The following is a 23,139-nucleotide window of genomic DNA, read 5'->3' as shown; positions in this document are numbered from 1 at the left end:
CTATAGCTTCCCCACGTGTGGCATTTTTTCATTATCGTAGAGATGCGACTGTAGGGGCTCCACCTCTGAAGATAGCGATTGTGTTTCACGCTCGGGCTCTTCGAAGATCCCGTTGAGACCAGTCTTCGCACAGAATTTCCCAATAGCTTCCTTTCTCTGGTCATTGAAGTTTTTACTGAGCTCCGACAGAAGCCACTGTACCGCATGCAACGTCCGGTCGGAATACTCGCTCATACTAATCTTAGTGTAACGAGCTTTCCCCAATACCGTTCTCTCAATCTTTGTTGCTTTTTCTTTTATTGGCTCATCGTCACGCTTCGTTTCCAACCTCAGGTCCTCGTTCGTAACCGTGTCGCTACTAGTCTCGAGAACTAGGCTCTTCTCTACAACACAGCACTGTTCGGTCAATATACCGAGTTGGAATAACGTCTGATTGGGTTGCTCGCTCTCAGAAATATATTTTAGAAATTTAGTGAATTTTGGCGACGCCTCCAGCGCGTCTCCATCGTAATTGAATGATATCCGTTCGATTTCCTCATCCATGATTTTGGTGAGAAGATAATACAGCCTCAGTTATAATAAATGTTTATTGTATTTAGATAGTAATATTTAGTCGTGAGAATTCTGGCAGCGGTTGAACTTCTGCCTCTCCAGAATCTTCTGGTTGTCAGATTCTCTATCGAGTTGGGTCTTCAATGAGAATCAGATAACCTGAAAGAGATGCAAGTACCCAGATTATATTTCGGACTCGAAAACTGCTAGTTGAAACATGTGAGAGAGAAGCCGAGTCATGGATGAACAGCCACTCTGCGTTACAGACAAGGTGTTCTAGAGATCGTCATTCGGGCTATAGTACGTCCGATTGAATTTCTTCACGTGTAGTAATGTTTTTCTTCCAGTTCCGTTATGAACTTCTTCGCCGTCATCACTGCCTGGTCCAGCTCATCCTTGCTGCAGGTAAAATAGATGTCTCGAAGGTGGTAGTTCGGATTGGTAGTCTTATACTCGGATGTCTCCCAGTCATACTTTGAGAACATCCTTGTTGTCTCATCGACGATCCACTCTGCGACAGCGTGGCACCGTAGCTGTTGCTCATCGTCTAATAGATCGGGATAGTTTTTATCGAAATTATATCCGGTTGGTTCGGGGATATCACCGACGATCACCTCTACCTCATCGTCCTCACGCTCAATCAAGAGAATCTTGGCATCGTGGTCAGTGAATGGGGTGTCGATATCGTATCTTACATCCGCCTTGTTGGCGAGCTTGGCTGACCTGTTACTGCTCCTGTTGGCCATGGTCAGATGTGATGACCGATCCTCTTGGTCTTTATCTACAGTTGGAGCAAGCCAAGTGTCTCAGGGGCTTAACTCAAAGCGGTTCACTAACTGCACTCCCACTACCCAGCAGCGTCATCGAGGAAGCGTCACCCGTCTGTTCTTTTTTCACTATCTGCTGAGGAATGGACAAATCTCATACGAGGAATGATCCCATTATACGAATTCGAGAGTAGATCACCAATCGGATCAATGATATACTGGAGAATGCCAGACTCAATATGGTGGCGAAGTTCTTCATTCACTTCTTCATAGGGGCTATCATCTGACCAGTCTTCGACGTGGCTCTCGATTTTCTCTCTTTCATCTGGGATGTGTATGAGAAGGTCTACTTCGATTTCACCGAACTTTGTCGGATCTTCTACTTGCCACGGTGCCTTTCCATCGACATATAAATCTAACTTCAACGATGCGGAACACTGGAATCCTTCTGGGTCTGATGTGTATGTCGGATTTTCTATATCGAATTCACTGCCGACAGATCCGATAACCGTTTTTCCAACAGTCGGTGTGGCATCGATATCAACGGAGGTGATATAATATTCTGGGAGAGAAAGATCCGGGATCATTGGGCCGGTGGTGTGTGCTGTTCCTCAGTTCCGACAGACTCGTCTCTTGAGGTTTGGTGGTATTCTTCTACCAATACTGGCCCGTCTCCATCTTGCCTTTGGATGTGATTCACAGGTGCAAATTCTGTGTCTGCCCTCTCAAATGAGTCAACAGATCCCAATGATTCTAGAAGACAGTGAACAAATCGCTCACCATATTCGCTGACTTCGTAGTAGGCATCAAACGGGCCCTCTTCTACACTGGTCGCTCGCTTGTTGATCAATCCACCGCGCTGGAGAGCGCGAAGACTATTCGAGAGCGTCTGATTATGGATCTCATCCTCTTCAGAGCTGAGCTGGTCTTTTAGCTCACTAAATGCGAGCGCCCCCTCATCTATGAGGGTGATCACAATTGCTTGCTTGGTGTCATTGTTGAATGCAGCTATTGCTGAACGAATCTCCAACGGAATTTTCTCTGCCGTTTTTTCGATGATTTCAGTCATTGTCAACTCTATTTGACTCAGCTAGTATAGGCTTTTCGGGCCAATTTTGGCATCACACGCTCAAGCCGTATCGTAGTGGGATATTGCGCCCATTGTACTTAGTCAAATATACTTGACCCACAAGGATAAAGGTATCGCCAAAGCTATCATCTTACACTAAATGACGAGCCGGTTTCCCAATGGGTTCGATGGGGCACGCGAGCGGATTGAGGATCAATCTGATCGTGCCCTCTACGAATATTTGCAGGTTCATATCTGCGGCCCCTACGTCACTGATTGTCACCCGTATCTGAGCGAAATCAAATACCAACTCCAGGACGAGGGATTCAAGCGAGCAAAGCTTTGTACTGACCGGCCCGAGACAACTCCAACCCATCTGGATAAGGATTCTCTCACAGATCAAGAAAAGCAAGAGTTACGCGAGTTCTGGACAGAAGTCAGCTATCAGTTTCTGCAGAATGCGGATGTCGCGATATTTTTCTTTCTTGATCCAACTCACAAACGGAGCTCACTTCCTGACCGTGCCTTTCGAGAAAAGGACAGCCCTTCTGATCATACTCATGGACAGCATAAACTGACTCAAGATCCAAATGGATCTGTCTTTGCAGAGCTCAAATATTGGCTCGATCAGGTAGATGCCGACGTGAGACGAACGATGGTCCTCTTTGAAAAGAGTAACTACGATGAAACAGGCAGTCTCGTCACTGGGAGTGTCGGGCTTGAAGGTGTTCACTGGGATACAATCGAATCAAATGCTGTTGATGATGGCTTCGATGCCGTTCGCTCTCGGTGTATCAATTGGGCAATGAACGATTGTAAACTCCGACTACAGGATAGATACTACGAGAATCAATAATCTGGACTGGCTATCGATATTATTCTGCCATATTACTGAATCGTGGGATCGCCCCCGAGATAACGAGGCGATTGCAGACTTTATGTCCCAATGCTTGGGATTCAGCCGCCTTTAAGCAGAAGAGGATGTCAACACAGTAGGCAGTTCAATCGCTCTAATCAGCCGCTCTGTCACGAGAATCCCGTGATCATCAGTAATGTGCAGTCGCTGAATCGGCCCATCTACAACCTGTGTGGCAGTCTGCAGACCCCCCGATTGTGGATTAACCGTAACAATATGCCCAGTCTCCGTTCCAGCGAGCATCGAGTTCTGGTAGTTCCATAGCTCGGTGGATACTTGACCATAGTTCCACTCCGAATAATCTAATGACGTGATATTTTCCCACTTGATTTCGGTTGCGGCCAGGTCAATAGCCCCTAGCATTGAGTTTTCTTCTTCAGTGATGATGTGATAGGCCAGGATGTCTCCGTGTGATGAGAGCGAGTGGAAGATCCCTGGATCTGACCCAGCCCAAATAAGTTCACCAGTCTCCGTATCGATAGCGAACAGATCGCTACCGTTCGTTCCAAAGAGCCGGTTGCGTTGGTGGTTGATCGTTACATTGTATGATGGACCATCGGTGTACTCTCGCTCTTCCCACTTCCATTCGGTTGCTCCGTCCTGCAGATTGATTTTGGCAGTGTCACGGGTATCTACAAGATAGAGGTACTCACCTGACCTGATAGCACGGGGGGTTGTGAACCGTACGTCAGCTGTCCAACGCCGTTCACCATTTGACGTACCGAAGGCCTTGACAGATTGGCCAGCCACAATGACGCTATCTTGATACACAATCGGACGGTCCGGCGAGAATGAGTCCGTGTCTTTGAACCAAAGCCGCTCACCTGTTGCGCGGTCAATCGCTAAGAGTCTCCCATGTCGACCAGTTGCAAACACGTGGTCATCACTGATTCCAACCGGCCTCTCAATAGTTTGTTCTGATTCGGCATTCCACCCTACGGAACCAGTCTTGCTGTCGATCTGATAGACTTTGCTTCCAAGAGAAATGAATAGATCTGATTCACTTGGCCCAACGGCGATCCCCGATGGATCACCTGTAACCTCGGCACCCCAGAGTACGTAATCTGGGAGAGGCTCGGGGGTTGGGGTCGACTCAACTGGTTCGGGGGTCGGCTGGACGGGGTAATCTGCCTCTCGATCTGTATTACTATTGCTGGGCGTAAGGGGGTTCAGTGGTGTCATACCCACTAATGAACTTAAGCCAACACCAACAGCCGCTTGACGAAGGAACGTACGTCGGTTCATGGGTTGTTCTCGCTTATATTAGTCTGGTCAGTTTCCGGTTTACGACGCAGATACAGATAGACCCATCCAATTCCGGGCAGGGCTGAGAGAACAAATACGACAGTCCGGAGGAACCAACTCTGTATCGTAACAGTCGCCCCGGCCACACCTGTAATCAGGAAGGCGCCGATCAAGCCCGCAATTGACATCCAAAGACTGTCCGGAAGCGAGTCTCGTACACTCTCTTCATCAGGTATCGAAACCGACGCAGCAGATCCATTGGCGATCATATTTGTTGTCTCGGTGCTAGTTGTAGCGCTTGCCGCAGACCTGTGCTCATCTGACTTTCGCTGGCTGACTGAAGAGCGTGTGTCAGTGTTTGAACCGAGGTCTGTAGCACTGCTCTTGACCTGTTGTTTAGCCTCTAATTGTTCACGGAGCGTCTGAGAATTCGCGTCCTTTGGTTGGGTGTCTCGTTCAGAACCCTCCTCATTTGACGCATGTGATACTGTTTCACTCTGTGGTTTAGGGGCTGGTTTTGTTTGCCCTCCTCGGCTACCCACACCGTATAAGATCGCACCACTAACGGAGAGGAACAGCCCTGCACCGATGAGTTGGCTTCGCAGGAAATTGGGTCGTTCGTACGACACAGTTGAGCATTCTTGGCCGAACATTGACGAATCAACACACGCAGTGCTTGAATCCGCGACAGTTGCTGGCTGGGCAAGGCCAAGAAGAACCAGGAGTACGCCTAGTGCAAGTATGGTGCCACCGAATGATTTGAGTGCCATTGGTAATATTGATGTGTCTCGTATTGGTATTGGTCAGATTATCAGGACGAACATAAACATCAAAAATATGGCCACAAACGCAATCGCAATCATTTGTGACCCATCCGCCTGATCCGATGGAGAAGTCATTTCCTTGGTTGAATTTGCGGTCTCCTCGCTCAGCAATTCTATTACGTCATCTAACGGATAATCAGCGAGTGTTTCTAAGCGGTCGATAAATTCGAGGACATACTGATCCGGATTTGCACCGATATTTATCTCCACTTCTTTTTCGCCAACGACCGTTACTTCGGTTGTCTCTTCATCTATCGATGTCAAAGAAACAGTGAGCTTCTCTCCGTAGCTGGATGAAATGATACCCCAGCGAAACCCGGTCTTAGCTATGATCTCGTTGTATTGTGACTCATGATAGGTTTTGATGTCATCAATAAGCTCTAACGCTCCTTTTACCAGAAGACGAGCGTCCTCGATTCCATGATCTAATCTTCTGCTTATCACTCTATTAGCAAATCGATTTTAGCATTATATATCCATGTTGGAATCAGGTATTCACCACATACATAGGTGAGTTGACACTTGCCGGGTGAGAAGGCGGTGTCTCCCTTCGTTGGAGTTTATCAAAAACAATATTTCGAAAACACCACCTCTTTCGTGAGGCAGTCAGGTCACTGACAATGAATGATCTTTACTTGATTGGAAATCCGGCTGGGGGGCCAGCGATATGATCTCTCAATTCGGAGTCGAGAGAGATCTCGATTACCTCCTCTTGGTTCAACTGGCGGAGCTTCTCATCTGGTGCAATATCAGCACTCATTAAGCCGGTGTGCGCCTTGGTTGCAGTTGGCACATTTTGGGCATATCGGATCCGAGAGATTGTAACATCTGGCGGCATTTCGATGTATCCCAGGTACCGAACACGTGTCTCTGGTTGAATGTTGATTCGCCGAGTCTGCCAACCAGCAGGCAGGTCGTGAGTATGGAGCTTCTGGGCGGGTTTGTATGCGAAGCCATCCTCATCTATAATAGTGAGATAATCATACCCACGCCATTCCCATTCGACGTCTCCTTTGTTGTGGATTGTGAGTGCAAGCAGCCGTCCGTCTGTAGAATTACCTGCCCCGATGACCAGTCCAGTCAAATGTTGGTTCCATATGCCGGTCACGGTCAACGCCAAATGCTTCCCGTCTAGGAAGACACCCTCTTCGGTCTTCTCTGGACCTAATTCAGTCTCCTCACTATGGTTACCGGTTGATCCACCATCTATGGCGTCCTTCTCCGAGACCAATTCAGTCTCTTTACTGCGTCTATCGGTTGATTCAGCACTCACCTCGTCGGCTTCTCCTTCTCCTTCTCCTTCTTCTTTGGTCTCTGTCCGTTCTTTCGGTGATTTCTGAATATTGAACCTAGACGGAGACACTCCATACTCCCTCAACTCGGCCGCAATATCATCTCCGGTCATCAGACTAATCCCTTCGATATTTGATGCCCGCTCAACGGCCTGAGCCGTGAATTCAGAGGTTGTTGCCACAATGACGGAGGTGGGGTTAAACTCACCGTCTGATAGGAGGCCGGCGACGCGTTGTACCTGTTGAATACCTATCTTGTTTTCCTTGGGCCGATATCGTTTCGCCTGAATGAGTATGTTCTCGTCATTTTTCGTTGCGATTACGTCGATCCCTTTGTCTCCGCTTCCTTTCGTGGTCCTTGTTGAGTATCCTTTAAGCTCCCACAGATGGGCCAAGATAGACTCAAATGTCGTGGGTTCGACCGAGTACAGCACTTGAACTGACCACGTTGTTTCGTGTTGTGAGGTCTGTATTTCACCCTCAATCCTGCCTCTGACGTATTCAACCCCCTCAGAAACGGGATCATTGAACTGAACAGGTATCGAACACTGCCACCCATCAGTCTGAATTATTATCTTATTCTTGAATATCCCTTCCCGGGACTCGATGTGGTCGACATCGAAAAGGGGAATCCTGCTTCCTGTATCTTCTCCCTTTCCTCCAGCATCTCCGATGAGGGTATAGATCGCGGCATCGGTGATCACGAGGATAGTCCAGCCCCGGTTTGATTTGAGCTGTTTGAACGTAGCTCCGGATTGGTAGGTGATCCCCTTTGTTTTGTTGTGAAAGACGTACTCGATGGATTCGCCTGACGAGATGTATTCGATAGCTGGTCGTACAAGATATCCTCGGCGCTCACCGTGAGACAGTGATTTCGAAAGAAGATCGGGATCAACGTCACCCCTTGCATCTTCAGCAATTTGCTCTATTTGGCCCATGAAGATCAAATGGGGGCAGAGAGCAAATAGATTCACTTGGGGCTATCAGCTGGTATCACTCGACATCATAGAAACAGAAAAAGAATGTTTAAACACATGTTCTATGAGTTTTATTTCTTGGAGTTGGCAAACCTTGACCATAGTTGAATATACTACCCAGGGTAAGACTACATCTTTTGAGAGACAAGAGCTATCAATCTCCTATCTGAGTACTAACGCAAGCGATGACGAAGTTATATTTCCACCCAGTAAATGACGATTGGATGCCATATTTTGTGGAGACTGTTGAGTCTGAGGTGGATTTCGATACTGTGCCACTGCCCGAAGAGATCGCGGATCTAGATGCAGCCCGAGTCTGGGGAACGACTCACGGCTCAACGAAGGAGACGTATTGGCAAGAGATGGAAGCTGGTGACTTCGTTCTCTTCACGAAAGATGGAGACGTGTTCGCGATTGGCCGCGTTGGGACGCCATTCCGGAGCAGAGAGTTCGGTGAGATCGTGTGGGATAATGCGGAGAGTGAACTGGGGTACACACTCACAGATTTCGAGACCGTTGACTTCCCCTATACGGAGGTTCTTAGCGATCTCGGATACTCTGACGGTTCCCGAGTCCAGGTAAGACCAAGATATCATAGATCTGTGCCCGGTCAACGCTATCAGTCTGTCGAAGGACTCGCCCCCGACGCTGGATGAACTCTCTTTCATTTCGTGAACTCGCGATAATCAATGCAGTGGAGCAATCTGGGACGTCAACACCTTCGTCCAGACACTTGATCGCCAACAGATAGTCAATCACCTGCTTCTCAAACCGGAAGAAGGCATCTTCCTGTTCATTTTCTCGAGTTGTTGTATAGACGCCGTAGTCAACATCTGAGCGGTTCCGAAGGCGCTGTTCAAGCGCCTCGATTTGTTCGGTGTCCTCGCAGAAGACAAGTGCTGGTTTTGGATGCTCTGTCGAGAGGAACCTCTCAAACATATCCGGCTTGTTCTCTGCTCGTTTTTTAATATCGGCTCGTTCACGGAGCAGATGCTCTAACCGATCCAGTGTGTCTTCATCAACGTTCTTGTCAGAATTGACCTGCGCTGAGAGCTGTTGAATTTCCGTGGAGAGTTCGGCATACTCCTCAAACTCGTACGGTTTTAGCTCACAGATGATTGGATGGTACTCATACTCAGTGAGATAGCCATTCTCAATGGCTTCTTCTGTGGTAAATTGGAACGGTTCGTGGCCGCCAAAATACTCATAGATTGCCTCAGTACCCTCTTCGTCCCACTGCCGATCTGGAGTTGCCGAGAGGCCGATTCGTCGGCCAGCATCGATTTCAAAGATTGCCTGGAACGAGGGTGCACCTGCGCGGTGGACTTCGTCAACAATCATCTGGAGCCGATCCTCCGGAATATGCGCTAAATAGTTCCGGAATGACTCACTGGATGCCGTGTGGAGCGTCGTCAAAACCACCGAACGTGGCAGATCATGCACTGCATCCAGTGATCCCACACGGAACGGATCAACCATAGACGTGATTTCTGCCTTCCAATTCGTATCTCCGCTGCATTCGAGGAGGTCAATCTGGTCACCAAAGACCGACTTGATCTCATCTTTCCACTGAGCAAGCAGAACTTTCGAGGGGACGACAATCACGGTGAGGCGGACGTCAGCCTGTAATCGGGCTGCCCGGAGGGCGGTAAAGGTCTTGCCCGCACCCGTAGCCATAGCAAATAATCCCCGGTAGTCATGCGTTCGCCACCACCTGATTGCCTCCTTTTGATGATCCCAGAGTTCGATTTCATCAGAGTCAGTGGTTGTTGACGTCGTGCCTTCTCCTTCCTCTGTAAAGAACTGCTCCAGTGCAGGAAGGCCATCAACAGTTCCAGGGCTTCGATCGGCAAATCCCTCTTCAATTGCCTCTGGGAGTTCCCGAACGGTTACCATATCGTCGTTATTGGTCCAGAGTTTATCAAACGCGTCTACCTTGTTTTTAATCCGGCTTTTCTCACCAGGTTCCCAACTTCTGAAAACATCAAATGACTCGTAGTTTTCGGTCCACGCAAGGGCTGTTTCGTTGATTGAGCCCGAGAATGCAACGCGATTCTCGTCCTCGTCCGCGATAATCCCCAGCTTCTCATGGTAATGTGCGAACGGATTAGATTCCGTTGCGGAGTTGAGATAGGCAATTTTGATTTCCAGATATCCCTGCTCAACCATCCACGCGAGGCATTTGAAGCGGTCAGTTTTGACGAATTCCAAGTAATCGCCTTCGAAGAGCGATTTTTCGAGCCGCTGCTCCAAGATTGACTGTTGTTCGGACTCGTCTTCTGCAGCTTGAAGGGCTTCAATATCATCTTCATCCAACCGTGGACTCGTAATCAGTCGCATCGTCCCCCCATTCGAAATTAGCCCTGCAAGTCCATTGGCAGCAAATTGGAGAGATTTGCTGTCGAAGTAGCCCGCAGCACGATCGTACTGCGTAGCCCGCCTCAATGCTGGAATATAGAACTGTTCCAATGGATTATCGCTTGAGCGATATTCGTCCTTGAGCGACAACCCCGAAAGTCCACTATCTGCACCCTCTGTGTCCGGGGACTCAGTCATTCAGTAGGGAGTATGGTGGTTGCTTTGAAATATGTTACTCTGGTTCCAGTGCTGAAAAAACGAGCTTGGATGGATCTTTGTCGAGGGATACTCCAATCATGACAGTGATAGTGATGATTAGGAGTGTCAGTCCGAAATATCGTCTCATCGCTCTATGAACCTTTATTAGTTGACAGCAGCCTCTTTCCGTCGTGTCATTTTCCAGGGCCAAACCAATCGACGATCTCTACAACGAGGTCGCTGAGTACGACCTCGTTATCGTTCCTGACGCGCCGCTGGCCAGTGCATTGAACCGCCGCATCGACCGCCCCCATCTCGGCTCGTTTGCAATCACTCCTCGCCGTCTCGCAGCGGGACGCCGAGAAGCGGCTGAAGACCGGATCGCCTTTCTGGAACTCGTCGAACAGACCGATCTCGACTGGAAACGTAGTGCCTACGCTATCGGGAATATCCTCCAGTGCTGGGAGCATCAGGGTCGTCTTGAGGCAATCCTCGACTACGAAGCCTACGTTGGCGATGCAACACGCCAGGCAGTTTCGTACATCGACGAACTCGATACAACATCCCAGCGGCTCACTGACTATCGAATCACCGCTGAACAGGATGTCGCTGTTGTCGGCTACGATCAACTGACCCAACTGGAACGGTCGATCCTCCCCGACGAATACGATACATACGACACATTCGACACTCGAGAGTTTGACAGACCGCCGTTCCACATCTTCGACTCTGCGACAGCTATTGTCGAGACAGTTGTGGATGCCGTTACTGAGGAGAATGCCGACGACGTCGCAGTTGTGCTCGACCAAGAGAGTGAGTTCTCGGCACTCATCGAATCCGCCCTCGAGGCTTCAGATATTCCGTTTTACGGCGGTCCTGGATTCATCGACAATCCCGACCACCGAACATTTGTCCAGTTACTTCGCGCTGCACACGGCGGCACTGATACCCGTGTCAGCGAGATCCGGCCGCTTCTGGCAAGACTGGACATCTCACTTGACATCGAACACGATGAGAAGCGACTCTACGAAATCGATGACGCCGAACTCGACTGGATTGTCGATTTCTGTGACCAAATCGAGGCTCACACTTTTACTGAGGCACTCAACCGGTTCGAAGACAGAGTGGGCCGGGATCTCGACACATTCCGTGCGGAACTGGAGACGCTCGGCATCGATGACAGTCCCGCAACTGAGCCCGCTGTCGATCAGCTCATATTCTATCTCCAAAGTTACGAGGTTCCAATCGACCGCGAGAACGAGGGTGTACTGCTCGCTGACGCCAAGTCAGCTGCCTATGTTGACCGGCCGGTTGTCTTCTATTTAGGGCTCAGCGATGACTGGTCACACTCAGCACCACGACGTCCCTGGGTCGACCAAGACGCCCAGTACACACGCAATATCAAACAGTTCCAGCTCCTGCTCCAAAGCGGGACGACGCAATACTATCTCGTGCAGGATGCGAAAGGTGGCTCCACGGTGACACCCTGTCTCTATTTCGAGGAGTTGCTCGACGAGGAATTCGAGCGCTTCAGCGACCTGGATTCGGAGACGCATACACGACGGTTTGACCGCTCCGGAACTGGATTCGAAAACGAACCGACCGACATCACTACCACTGACGTATCGACGATCAGCCAGTCGAGTCTCGGAACCTATGTCAATTCACCCCGGGATCATTTTTTCAGTCGACTCGTCGAGAGTCCGGACAAGGACTACTTCAAGGAGGGCAATCTCTTCCACGACTTCGCTGAGTTCTACGTCCACCACCCGGATTTCGTTGACGCGACCGTCATCGACGACGTCGTGGAGTACATGCTAACGAAGACGAAACCGTTCGTCCGGGCAGTCGACGAGGCAACGCGCCGGACGAAATACCGCGCTGGCATCGAGACAATCATTGGGTTCTTCGAGGAGCACACACCGGTCGATGGCGAGTTCTTGACCACCACGAGCGACTGGGGGACCAACGTCTTTGCTGAGCGCTTTGATCGACCAGTCGACTCACCCACCACTGAGCGGTGGTTCGAGAACGACGAGCTGGGCCTGAAAGGGAAGATCGATCTGGTTCAGTCACAGTCGCAACTGGTCGACCACAAGAGCGGTGGACGCAAACGCGCCTCCCAGGTCGTCAAGGATGCCGCGCTCGATCCACCCAGTGATTCGCCCAACTTCCAGGCACTGTTATACCTCACACACTGGCGCTCGGAGTATCCTGACCAGCAGTTGGAGTTCACGTTCTTCCACTTCCTCGAGACACTCGATGACGTTGTTGCCGGGGAGGGTGACCTGCAGGACACGCTGACAACAGTCACCTACTATCCAATGCCATTCGAGGAGTACGCCCGTTCCGAGGAGTTCTTCCATGAGTTGGTTGAAGAGGGCTCGAACAACTGCCAGAAGACGCTGTCCCAGGTTGACTACGGGGATTACGCTGCGGTGTTTGCCGAGACGGACCTTCCGGAAACAACGGATAGTGACGAACTTATTTCTTCAGCGTTCGGCCATACGTTGATCGCTCGAATGAAAGACCGTGTGGGCGACTACAAGTACGTCGAGTCGGGCTGCAAACAGGCAATACGCCAGCTCACACGCGTTCGTGGCAAGACCTACTTCAAAGGTGACCTTGACGCGTTCGAGGCGTTCGTGGACGAGCGCCTTACGGAATTAAATCACCGACGCGCTGGGACCGAACGGTTCCCGGTTGCAGGGCTTCGCGGCGAACCAAACTATCGCTACGTAGATAATCGCGATCTGCTTCTGGAGGGCGGCCAATGACCGACCTCGAACCAAACGACCAGCAACAGGACCTTATCAACAGTACAGACGGTCTGTATCGTGTGGACGCTGGCGCTGGCACCGGCAAGACCTTCAGCGTGACGCGCCGCTACGCGAACATCGTCTCACAGGACGACGTCGAACCAAGTGATGTCCTCCTAGTGACGTTCACGAACAACGCGGCCGCCGAAATGAAAGAGCGAATCGTCAGGCATTCGCACTACGGAATGCGTGAACTTTCGGATGCGCCAATCCAGACATTCCACTCGCTGTGCCACGACCTGCTTGAAGAGCACGGCCACGCCGCACCCACCTATCTCGGGATCGATGACCGCATCACGGGCTCAACACGCATCATCGAAGACGACCTTGTCGAAGAGGCACTGTTCAAGGAGTTCATCGACAGCTTCAGTGATGACCACCCCGAGTACGACGATCTCTTTCGGGCAGTCTCGGACCCCAGTGATCTCCTAGGGCTGCTCAATCAGTTGGCCGCAAAAGGCGTCTTCCCCGCCGCCGAGGGCTGGTACAGAGACGGCGAACGACACCTTGACGGGGATTTTAACGCATTCAAGCAGCAATTTGACGAGCTAAATGAGCCCCGGAATGGTGGGAACAAGCAGTCGGTGCTCCGGTCGAAGCTCGGTCGCTATGGACGAAACAAGACCTACCTCCCTGTTGCACCCGAGAAATCAGCGATTCGCGGGAACGGCAAACAGGTGCCTGATGACCTCGCACAGGAAATCTTTGATGAGGATCGGGCAGAGCTGAAGCAGTTCGTCCACGACGTCTATCACGAGTATCTCCGATTCGCGCTCCGGCGGAATTACCTGAACTTCGGGATGCTCCAGCTGTTCGCGTTCGTAGTACTCTGTGAGAATCACGACCTCCGTGAGGACGTCACGTTCGAGTACGTGATGATCGACGAATTCCAGGACTCCAGTGAGATCCAGTTCAAGCTCGCACTCCTCCTCGCTGGCACGAACAATATCTGCGTTGTTGGGGACTGGAAACAGAGCATCTACAGCTTCCAGTATGCCGACGTCGACAACATCGTCGAGTTCGAAGATCGGCTGGATCGGTTCGTCAAGCAGCTGAATAGCGATCACGAACGGATCTCGTTTCCAACCCACCCGATCAACACCATCGAACTCACCGAGAACTACCGTTCTACCGAGGAAATCCTCGAGTTCTCGGAACACAGCTTGCGTGTTTCGGCGGCCAACCACGACGATGTCGATGTCGAGGCCGTCAACGACCGCATCGTCTCCCTCAACTCGAACGCAGAGCACGAGAACACCACCATCGAGGGGATCCAGAGTGACGAGGAACTGGAAGCCGTTCTGGCGAAGGTGCAGGAAATCGTCGGCAATGAGGCGTACCAAGTTCCAGATGCGGACGGCACGCTCCGGACGCCCGAGTACGGCGATATTGCTGTCGTGACGCGCACCCGTGATTTCGGTCGTGAGTTGCTTGGGGCCGCCGAGGAGTATGGCCTGCCAATGGCCTATGAGGGGGGCATCGAACTCTTCCGGACAGATCAGGCGAAGCTTTTGCTTGCCTGGCTACGCATCCTGGAAGACGACCTCGACCGTGGCTGGTCAGTTGTTCTCGAGCGAGCGGGCTACACGCTCGAGGAAAGCAAATCGATCCTCGAGAACGAAACATATCCTGACCCGATGACGTCGTTCAAGGAGGAACTCCAGGGAATGGAGACGCTGGGTGGCGTCGCACGGCGTGTCTTTGGTCGCTATGGCTACGATGGGCCGACTGCGGACGTTGTGCTTCACACGCTCCAGTCAGTTCACAACGCGACAACACAGACGCGCGGTGACCTCATCCGCTTCATCGAACGTGGCATCGAGGCTGGGAGCACCCATGAGGTGCATGCTGGCGCAGGAACAAACTCGGTGACAGTCCAGACGATTCACGCAACGAAGGGACTCGAGTACCCCATCGTTATCCTCGCGAACATGAACAGCGGCCGCTTCCCACCACGTGGCGGTGGGAGCGCAGCCATCACGTATGATGATCCTGTTGGCCTGCGACAGCACAACGTGTACTCCGAGGAAGCACACGGAGTCCCTCACGTCTACGACAACTGGCACGCTGATGTCCTCCAGAAGTGTCTCCCTCGCAATTACGACGAGGAGCGACGTCTCCTCTACGTCGCAATCACACGTGCCGAGAATCACGTCGTCTTGTCCGCTGGTGAAGACCCAAACACGTTCATCGAGGAACTCCCAGTCGACGTTGCATCAGTCACACCAGATGTCGAAGCAAACACGGACAGAGAAACCAGACAGACCACGCTCCAGGTCGAGATGGCAGTTCCAGAAGGGCCACGAAGTCATACCCCCCACACGCTGATGCGTGATGACGTCTTTGAGGATGTCTCTGGTGGCCGCGGCACCGAATTCGGCACACAGGTCCACGACTTTGCCGAGGCGTATGCTCTCGGTGAGGCTGTCGAGCCATCGAACAGTGACGAAGCGAATGTCAAGCACTTCCTCGACAGCCTGGGCCACGAACTATTGGTTGAAGAGGATGCGTACCTGCCGCTATCGGTCGATGGGGAACGCGTAACAATCTCTGGGGTTGTTGACCTCGTTCACGTAACGCCTGACTGTGTCGAGATTGTGGACTACAAGACGGATCGCGGCCGGCACGGAGAAGACGAGTACGGCAAGCAACTGAGTGTCTACTACCACGTCGCTCGTGCTGTCTATCCTGATCGTGAAGTCACAGCAAGTATCCTGTATACGGAGTCCGGAACCCGTGTGGACATCACGCCACTCGACATGAGTGACCTTCAAGAGCTTGTCAAGGAAGTAGGTTCGTCGGCGACTGAAGGCGTCTGATCTACTCTCGAGTAGTATCGTGACTGGTCTGGCTTCGCAAACGGGGCCGGCGTTCCATCTCGATTCGATTGCCTGTCAAATATATTAACTTACATCAATAGACCCTGAGGACGGGCATTTTCCAGGATTGTCTAGGCAAAGGTTATAATCTTCCCGATGAGTGAGACAATCAATTCGATGGCTAAGATTATAAGCGGCCAAAAGACAGGGACTGTGGCGAAAACAGTCCTGTCAAGACCTGAATTGGAACAGGGTTACGCTTCGGATGGGGAACTACTGAGGCCTGATATCGCCGGTTCTAAAGCATTCCCGAATGGAAGTGTCATGAACAGCACCAACGACGAGTTCGGTAGCTCCTCCAATAGCAATCGACAACTCCCATGAGCGACTCTACATACCCTACACTGTTTGATTCGTGTACACCACGGAATGACGTCCTGGACGGTACGCTTCAGGAAGACCAATTCGCAGCAAGTCTAGCAACTGTCGCCCACGACCCCGATGAGGCAGCTCCCGACTACCGGGAAGCCGCTAAGTTCTTCGAGATGACTTACCCCACCGAGGGCCTGAAGACACTTCTGAGCAATCTAACGGGGCGGTTCCTCGCCAGTGGGACAGGACACGAGACAGACTACACGAGCAGCATTCTCTGTCTGGACACGCGCTTTGGGGGTGGCAAGACCCACGATCTCATTGCGTCGTACCATCTGGCTGAACACGCTGGGGACATCGAGAATCTGGGGACGCACCTTCTCCCGGGTGACGACAGTAGCGCCGGTGCCTATCAGGAAGCCGTAGCCGAGGGCCTCTCGGTCGACTCGGCAGTATTTGTTGGTGGCCACGTTGACGCCCGAAACGCTCGCAGTGATCGGAACGATCCCAACGCCCCGAACACGAAGACAATGTGGGGCGAGATCGCCTACCAGCTCTACGGCACGGACGGCTATGAGGAACTGAAGGAATACGACCAGAACCAGAACGCCCCCGGTCAGAACAAGCTCAAAGACCTCTTTGCCATCGGCGATGGCCCAGCTCTGGTCTTGATTGACGAGATCGCTGCGTACCTCGAGAGCGCGTCCGCCGTCGAGGTCGGTAACGCAACACTGGCTAGCCAGACGCTCAGTTTTGTTCTCTCACTTCTGGAGACGGCGTCCGAATCTGAGGATGTCACAATCGTCTACTCGATCGCAGACACAGCCTTTGAGGAGGAAGCCGAGGACGTGCGTGGGCTGATCGATGAGCTCAATCAGATCGGGCGCCGTCAGCACAAGACGGTCACGCCAACGGATGAGAGCGAAGTTGGACAGGTGCTCCAGCATCGGCTCTTCGAGAACATCGATGATGGGGCCGCTGCCGATGTGTCCCAGTCGTATTTCCAACTGTACTCCAACAGCGAGCGGCAGTTCCCCCAGGAGGCGACGGACGCAAGCTACGTCGACCGACTCGAACGGGAATACCCGTTCCACCCAACTGTCATCGATACGCTTACCGAGAAGATTGACACCATTCCGAAATTCCAGCGGACCCGTGGGGCGCTGAAGCTCCTCGCCCGTGCCGTCTATTACCGCTGGAACAATCGCCCGAACCACTACGACCGACATTGGATCCGGCTGTATGATCTCACGCCGGCTGACGACGCCCCTAGTGGAAGTATCAGTTCGACCCTCCACGAATCGCTGTTCGAGTTTGTTGATCTCAGCTCAGCCCTCTCAGCCGACATCTATAACGAGGACGGGACAGCGCATGCCCAACTCGAAGATCGCAAGTGGACAGAGAAGGGAATTCCAGCGCTCGGTTCGCATCTGACCACCGCTGTCCTCTGGCACAGCTTGGCCTATGGTGAACAGGCCACTGGACTCACTCGGGCCGAAATGAACGAGACGCTCGGTCATCCTAACGTTCGCTTCGACAACTACGATTCCGCTCTCGATGCACTGGCTGGATCGGATATGAGCGTCGCGTGTTACTACCTCTACGACGAAGAGCGAGTCCGATTCAAATCTGATCCGAACCTCATCAGGATCATCGACCAGCGGGTCGACAACACGCCTGACGCGCAAGCTCGCTCGCGCTTCGAAGCCCGCCTCGAAAGTGAGACTGGGACTGGTGCCTTCGATCCGGTTGCGTACCCTGAATCACCGGCTGACTTGCCCGACAAAGCGTCCACACCCCAGCTTGCCGTGATGCACATGGATACGGCACCGGTCACGACGGACTTGCTCGAAGACGACAGCAATGAGGAGTCCGTCCCGGAGAAGGTCCAATCGCTCTACGAGAAGTCAGCATCCAAGCAAGGCGGTGATGTCCAGAGTCGAGTCTACAAGAACTACGTCCTGTTCCTCGCACCTGATGACGAGCGCGTCCGGAGCGCCATCGACGAAGCCCGGCACCTCGAAGCAATCGAGGCACTCCTCGATGACTCCCAACAGACGGCTGATCTCTCGGAAGATCAGGTCGAGGAACTACGTGAACGACAGGACAAGAAGTACGGCTTACTTGGCGAGCTCGTCCGGGGCGTCTATCGCCATCTCTACTACGTCGATCGCGATGGACTTACGCACATCACGATCAACGCGACGGAAGCGAACGGTGGCACCTCGCTTGTCAGTGCCGTCGAAGAGACCCTCGATGACCGCCTGATTCGGGCTGATGCCGACGCGAAAGGTGTCGCGTTCTTCAAGCAGAAGCTCTGGCAGCGAACCCAAGACTCGATGACGACTCAGCAGCTTGTCGAACAGTTCGCCAAGAAGCCAGGACTCCCGTACCTCCTGAGTACGAAGCCACTCCGCAAAACCGTCGCGAAGATGGTCGACGAGGGCGGCTACACCTACTGGGACGCCGAGACTGAGACCGCCTACTGGGATGGTGACGCTGATGACCACCCGGAGAAGTGGCGCAAGCGCACACCATTTGCTGACTCGCCCGACGTTCACACCACAATCAAGGATACCGATGTGAAGATCGGCAACGACTACGTCGTCTATACGAGTATCGAAGCCCTCCTTGAGGTCCATCACGACACGATCCGGCCACCAGAAGCGTCCGAGGTCGAGTGCGCCGAGGACGGCTGTACGACGATGGTTGAGCCGTCCGGTGACGGCCCAGTGTATTGTGAACAGCATCAGGACGAACCAGCGAAGACGCCCTGTCAGCGCTGCGGTGAGAAGTACGACGAGAGTGAACTGAACCCCCAGGGACTCTGCCCAGACTGCACTCAGCCCTCTGGGTGGGACACGTCCACAAGCCAGATGGCGGCATCGCGAGCATTCAACGAGGTCCGGACCCATGCACTCTCGAAAGCAGCATCCGGTGGGTCACCAGGAGTCTCACAGGTCACCGTCGAAGTGATGGGCGAAGATCGGCTCTCGAAAGGCTCGTTCATCGCCCAGCGGGACGCGTTCACTGACCGGTCGGACGCGATTTCGGTTCGAATGAGTTACGACGTGAAGACGTCGGCCGGATCGAGCTACAACGCGAGCTACCAGGGGAGTCTCGACGATTTCTCGCGTGTGACCAACCAGCCCGATTCGTTTGGCGAGTCGGTCAACGTCACGCTGAAGTTCCGAACAATCCTCGACGAACCAGAACCGATAACCGACACCGAGGATGATGTGCTGGCAGAATTACGGGCGGGACTGGGGCAGACCAACATCGACGTGAAGGTTCAAGCCAGAGGACCGACCGAAGTACCCTCCGAGGCAACACAATGACGACGGGACTCGACACGACACGATCTAGTTCAGGGACCGAGGACACACCGGCATCCTCGTTCGGGAGTAGCGTCTACGGCGGGCGGCCAACGTTTGCGATGACGCGCCGCGAAGGGGCGAATGGCGGTGCGGTCACGCTGTACGAACTCCTCCCCGAAGAACAGGCGGCCGCCCGTCGCGATCGACTGGAACGCCACGGGCGCTCGCTCACAGTCAAGTCTTTCGAGGACCTGTTCGAAGATTCGTCTTCTGAAGAGGTACCACAATGGGATTGGGACGGATGGACCGCAGTGAAGATCGCCCGTCTTGATGGCGGTCGCTTCCGTGCTCTCAGCTCGCTCATCCAGGAAACGATCGACAACGCAGAACTTGACGCCGCAACTGTGATATCCAGTGGTGCTGGCGACCTGTTCCTCCCGGAGGCCGTCGGAGTACGTTTGGCACTTGCATTCCGTGGCATCAAACCGCTCCAGCGTGTCGACAGGATGCGTGCCCTCTGTCGGGGGGTTGCCCAGATGGGCGATGAGGAGTGTTACTACTGGCACGCGAAATGTCGCGCCCCGTCCAGCCCGAACGGCGAGAAGGCTCTCCGGACCTTGCTGACTGATCATCTATGAGTGACCACATTGACGATCTGAAACCGCTCGCAATCGAGGGACAGCTTCCACTGAAAGCAGTGGGTATTGAGAATCTGAAAGAAGGAAATCCGAAGCATATGCCGCCTCATCGGTATCTACATCCGTGGTTCGCACGGCGGCCCACGCCGGCGTCGCGTCTAGCCATCCTTGCATCGGTCCTTCCTCAAGATATTTCGGCCGATGACCTCCTTCAGTGGATGCAGATAGGGCCTAAGGAACTGGATGGTGGGCTATCGGAATATGTGGAGCGGAAGAAGGCGACTGAGTCAGAACGCAATGGGACGCTCGGAGAACATTATGGGTACCCTCGTCCCTTTACACAGTCGCCGAGTTCTACTGAGAAGGACGAACTTCACTCACTTCTTCGGGAGCAGTGGGATGGAGATTTACCTACCATTTTGGATCCAACTGCTGGTGGCGGGGTGATTCCGTTTGAAGCACTCCGATATGAATTACCAACCAGCGCGAACGAGCTGAATCCAGTTCCATCGTTGATTCTGAAGGTCCTTCTTCAGTATGCGCCTACGGCGGGGTCACTGAGTTCTGACCTCGACCACTGGGCCAAGAAAATCCATGAGCGTGCCCGAGATAATCTCGAAGAGTTCTACCCTGAATCGGAACCGGGCCAAAGTCCAGACGTGTATGTTACGTCTTATCGTGTGGAATGTCCACAATGTGGTGGAGACATCCCTTTGATTCCGAAGTGGACAATAAAGTCTGGAAGCGCGATTGTCAAGCCGACTATTGAGGATGACAGAAAGGTATCATATCGCTGCTATACTGATCTTGATCATCGTGATCTTGATGGGTTTGATCCGAACGACGGGTTTGTCGACAGAGGGGGAGAAGCCGATTGTCCCCACTGTAACGTTGTGACAGAGGGGGATGCGATCCGGGAGAAGTTTAGGAACGAGGACTTCGAGTACGAAATATACTGTGTTAGATATATTGACAGTGATGGCAAATCCGGTTTCCGAGCACCCACTGAGACGGATCAAGAAGCACTTACGCGAGCAAAAGAGCGCGTTGAGAATGACTATGAGCTTTCCACAATTCTATCTATTGAACGATTCGAAGGATACGCTGATCGCGCAGTTCCATATGGCGTAACGGAGCTTAGAGATCTATTTTCTCCTCGACAGCTGGTTTCTCACTACGAATACCTACAAGCTTTCAATCACTACAAAACCGAGATATTACGTGAACATGAAGAAAATGAGGCAGAGGCCATTCTCTCTGTTCTTTCTCTTGCGTGTAGCAAATTCATCGACCGAAACGCCCGGCTTGCAGACTGGGATACGAGCAAAGGATACCCGAACCCCGTCTTCAAAGGGAATATTTTGGTGTTCACACGGGTATTCTGCGACAATAACCCACTATTGGGAACTATGGACTTCAACTCTCTCTATGAGAAAGTCCGGGACTCCTACGAAGAACTCGTCTCATATCTTCCAGAGGGTGGCCAGCCAGCAACGATCACAAACGAAGATGCCGCCGAGCTGACGACCGACCGTGAAATCCAGGCAGCAGTTGTTGATCCACCTTACTATAGTAGTATTATGTATTCTGAACTTGCAGATGTCTTCTTTGGATGGTTAAAGGAATACCTCGGAGATATCCATCCAAACCTGTTTGACGGTGGCTTGACCGATAAAGAGAACGAAGCTGTCGCTAACCCAGAAAGGTTTGATAGCGTCTCAAGTAATTCCAAGTCGAAGAAAGAACTCGCTAATGAATTCTATGAAAGGAAGATGAGTGAAATATTCTCTAATCTATATGATCAGCTTTCATCTGGCGGCGTAATGACTGTAATGTTCACACATAAAGAAACGGATGCGTGGGACACTTTAGCTAAGTCACTTATCAACTCGGGCTTCGTCATTACTTCAACACACCCAATCACGAGTGAGATGCCACAGAGAGCTAATATGCGGAGTAATGCCTCCGCCGACTCTACCCTCCTCCTTACGGGCCGCAAACCCCACGAAGAACGCGATCCCGAAAATGCAATCCCGACCCTCTGGAGCGACGTCGAAGCTGACACCCGAGCAGCCGCGAAGGAGGCTGCTCGCGACCTTCTCGAATCAGGAATCTCCCTGACCAAAACCGACGTCATCATCTCTGCGTTCGGGCCGACACTCCGAGTCTTCGCCGACGCCTATCCCGTCGTTGACGACCAGGACGAAGAAGTCCCGCCACGGAAGGCCCTCGAAACAGCGCGGGAGGCCGTGACCCAGATCCTTGTTGACGAATACTTGGAGGGAATGGATGTCGACAATCTCGATGACATCACGGAGTGGTACATCCTCTGCTGGCTCGTCCACGAGGCCGAGACATTCTCGTACGACGATGGCCGCCAGCTCGGGCTCGGCATCGGTGTCGACATCGATGAGATCAAGCGCTCGACGAAGACCTGGCGCAAGAGCCGCGGTGACATCATCCTCCGCGGGCACGATGGCCGCGTGCAGAACATCAACGAGAAGCCCGAAGATCGGTCGAGTCGACTTCCGGTGGACCCAGATGACCTCTCGTTCCCGCGTTCGCTGGATGCCGTTCACGCCGCGATGCACGTCTACGACAAGCGCGGCGAGACCGAGACAATCGAATGGCTCAGGGAACGCAACTTCGACTCAGACAGTCAATTCAAGGCGACGCTGAAGGCGCTGTTACAGGTGCTGCCGAAAAACCACGCTGACTGGGAATTCGCTCGTGACCTTGCTGTTGGGCGAACGAGCGACGTGCTGGACCTGGACTTTAGCCCCAACGTCTTTGCAGAGGACGACGCCGAGACGACACAGACCACGCTCGGTGATCACTGAGCGAGATGCGTTCGTTCGGGGACCTCACTGCAACTCGCCTCGCTCTCCGGGAGCACCGTGGTGGGCTACCAACGAAGTTTCAGGTCCCACTGCCCGCTGATCAGTGGCACGCTGCAATTATCGACTGCTGCTGGCG

At 52.7% G+C, this 23,139-nt stretch carries 14 protein-coding genes; 6 read left to right on the top strand and 8 right to left on the bottom strand.

Annotation, left to right across the window (positions count from 1 at the left end; genetic code table 11):
* From ACOZ4I_RS20300 to ACOZ4I_RS20285, 4 genes are all read right to left on the bottom strand, one after another.
* Positions 1-543, bottom strand: coding sequence for a hypothetical protein (locus ACOZ4I_RS20300; protein WP_424005603.1), 543 nt, complete (start codon positions 541-543; stop codon positions 1-3).
* A gap of 329 nt (positions 544-872) precedes the next feature.
* On the bottom strand, positions 873-1,298 hold the full coding sequence (locus ACOZ4I_RS20295; RefSeq protein ID WP_424005601.1) for a hypothetical protein: 426 nt from the start codon (positions 1,296-1,298) through the stop codon (positions 873-875).
* Positions 1,299-1,426: 128 nt separating this feature from the next.
* Positions 1,427-1,906, bottom strand: coding sequence for a hypothetical protein (locus tag ACOZ4I_RS20290; RefSeq protein WP_424005599.1), 480 nt, complete (start codon positions 1,904-1,906; stop codon positions 1,427-1,429).
* Positions 1,903-2,388 carry a winged helix-turn-helix transcriptional regulator gene (locus ACOZ4I_RS20285; protein ID WP_424005598.1) on the bottom strand — a complete coding sequence of 162 codons (486 nt, stop codon included), beginning with the start codon at positions 2,386-2,388 and terminating at the stop codon, positions 1,903-1,905. The genes ACOZ4I_RS20290 and ACOZ4I_RS20285 overlap by 4 nt, the downstream gene beginning before the upstream one ends.
* 160 nt (positions 2,389-2,548) lie before the next feature.
* Here ACOZ4I_RS20285 and ACOZ4I_RS20280 point away from each other — a divergent pair, with 160 nt between their 5' ends.
* On the top strand, positions 2,549-3,244 hold the full coding sequence (locus ACOZ4I_RS20280; RefSeq protein ID WP_424005597.1) for a hypothetical protein: 696 nt from the start codon (positions 2,549-2,551) through the stop codon (positions 3,242-3,244).
* 111 nt (positions 3,245-3,355) lie between these two features.
* Here ACOZ4I_RS20280 and ACOZ4I_RS20275 read toward each other — a convergent pair whose 3' ends face one another.
* The 4 genes from ACOZ4I_RS20275 to ACOZ4I_RS20260 form a co-directional block, all read right to left on the bottom strand.
* Entirely contained in the window at positions 3,356-4,549 is a 1,194-nt protein-coding gene (locus tag ACOZ4I_RS20275; protein WP_424005596.1) for a PQQ-binding-like beta-propeller repeat protein, read from the bottom strand.
* Between the two features lie 803 nt (positions 4,550-5,352).
* Positions 5,353-5,817 carry a hypothetical protein gene (locus ACOZ4I_RS20270; protein ID WP_424005594.1) on the bottom strand — a complete coding sequence of 155 codons (465 nt, stop codon included), beginning with the start codon at positions 5,815-5,817 and terminating at the stop codon, positions 5,353-5,355.
* 187 nt (positions 5,818-6,004) lie between these two features.
* Complete coding sequence (locus tag ACOZ4I_RS20265; RefSeq protein WP_424005593.1) at positions 6,005-7,603, bottom strand: restriction endonuclease; 1,599 nt, start codon at positions 7,601-7,603, stop codon at positions 6,005-6,007.
* A gap of 579 nt (positions 7,604-8,182) precedes the next feature.
* Positions 8,183-10,198, bottom strand: a complete 2,016-nt coding sequence (locus ACOZ4I_RS20260; protein WP_424005591.1) for a DEAD/DEAH box helicase family protein — start codon at positions 10,196-10,198, stop codon at positions 8,183-8,185.
* Positions 10,199-10,389: 191 nt separating this feature from the next.
* On the opposite strand from ACOZ4I_RS20260, the gene ACOZ4I_RS20255 reads away from it, so the two are divergent.
* From ACOZ4I_RS20255 to ACOZ4I_RS20235, 5 genes are all read left to right on the top strand, one after another.
* Positions 10,390-12,975 (top strand): PD-(D/E)XK nuclease family protein, encoded by a 2,586-nt coding sequence (locus ACOZ4I_RS20255; RefSeq protein ID WP_424005589.1) that lies wholly within the window; start codon positions 10,390-10,392, stop codon positions 12,973-12,975.
* Positions 12,972-15,836 carry a UvrD-helicase domain-containing protein gene (locus ACOZ4I_RS20250; protein ID WP_424005587.1) on the top strand — a complete coding sequence of 955 codons (2,865 nt, stop codon included), beginning with the start codon at positions 12,972-12,974 and terminating at the stop codon, positions 15,834-15,836. Before ACOZ4I_RS20255 ends, ACOZ4I_RS20250 begins: the two co-directional genes overlap by 4 nt.
* A 380-nt stretch (positions 15,837-16,216) precedes the next feature.
* The gene (locus ACOZ4I_RS20245) at positions 16,217-19,546 is read left to right on the top strand and encodes an ATP-binding protein (protein WP_424005585.1); all 3,330 of its coding nucleotides are present in this window, start codon (positions 16,217-16,219) and stop codon (positions 19,544-19,546) included.
* On the top strand, positions 19,543-20,163 hold the full coding sequence (locus ACOZ4I_RS20240; RefSeq protein WP_424005583.1) for a DUF7680 family protein: 621 nt from the start codon (positions 19,543-19,545) through the stop codon (positions 20,161-20,163). Before ACOZ4I_RS20245 ends, ACOZ4I_RS20240 begins: the two co-directional genes overlap by 4 nt.
* Complete coding sequence (locus tag ACOZ4I_RS20235) at positions 20,160-23,003, top strand: DUF1156 domain-containing protein (protein WP_424005582.1); 2,844 nt, start codon at positions 20,160-20,162, stop codon at positions 23,001-23,003. The genes ACOZ4I_RS20240 and ACOZ4I_RS20235 overlap by 4 nt, the downstream gene beginning before the upstream one ends.
* The last annotated feature ends 136 nt before the right edge of the window (positions 23,004-23,139 follow it).

Origin of the sequence: Haloarcula salina (assembly GCF_049603855.1) — an archaeon.
In the GTDB taxonomy this organism is placed as follows: Archaea; Halobacteriota; Halobacteria; order Halobacteriales; family Haloarculaceae; genus Haloarcula; species Haloarcula salina_A.
This window is presented reverse-complemented; position numbering and strand designations above follow the sequence as displayed.

What these genes read in the sequence shown, in the direction of transcription:
- ACOZ4I_RS20235 (WP_424005582.1), top strand. Translation starts at nt 20,160, where the DNA reads ATGAGTGACCACATTGACGATCTGAAACCGCTCGCAATCGAGGGACAG.
- ACOZ4I_RS20260 (WP_424005591.1), bottom strand. Translation starts at nt 10,198, where the DNA reads ATGACTGAGTCCCCGGACACAGAGGGTGCAGATAGTGGACTTTCGGGG.
- ACOZ4I_RS20285 (WP_424005598.1), bottom strand. Translation starts at nt 2,388, where the DNA reads ATGACTGAAATCATCGAAAAAACGGCAGAGAAAATTCCGTTGGAGATT.
- ACOZ4I_RS20275 (WP_424005596.1), bottom strand. Translation starts at nt 4,549, where the DNA reads ATGAACCGACGTACGTTCCTTCGTCAAGCGGCTGTTGGTGTTGGCTTA.
- ACOZ4I_RS20240 (WP_424005583.1), top strand. Translation starts at nt 19,543, where the DNA reads ATGACGACGGGACTCGACACGACACGATCTAGTTCAGGGACCGAGGAC.
- ACOZ4I_RS20245 (WP_424005585.1), top strand. Translation starts at nt 16,217, where the DNA reads ATGAGCGACTCTACATACCCTACACTGTTTGATTCGTGTACACCACGG.
- ACOZ4I_RS20295 (WP_424005601.1), bottom strand. Translation starts at nt 1,298, where the DNA reads ATGGCCAACAGGAGCAGTAACAGGTCAGCCAAGCTCGCCAACAAGGCG.
- ACOZ4I_RS20265 (WP_424005593.1), bottom strand. Translation starts at nt 7,603, where the DNA reads ATGGGCCAAATAGAGCAAATTGCTGAAGATGCAAGGGGTGACGTTGAT.
- ACOZ4I_RS20290 (WP_424005599.1), bottom strand. Translation starts at nt 1,906, where the DNA reads ATGATCCCGGATCTTTCTCTCCCAGAATATTATATCACCTCCGTTGAT.
- ACOZ4I_RS20280 (WP_424005597.1), top strand. Translation starts at nt 2,549, where the DNA reads ATGACGAGCCGGTTTCCCAATGGGTTCGATGGGGCACGCGAGCGGATT.
- ACOZ4I_RS20300 (WP_424005603.1), bottom strand. Translation starts at nt 543, where the DNA reads ATGGATGAGGAAATCGAACGGATATCATTCAATTACGATGGAGACGCG.
- ACOZ4I_RS20250 (WP_424005587.1), top strand. Translation starts at nt 12,972, where the DNA reads ATGACCGACCTCGAACCAAACGACCAGCAACAGGACCTTATCAACAGT.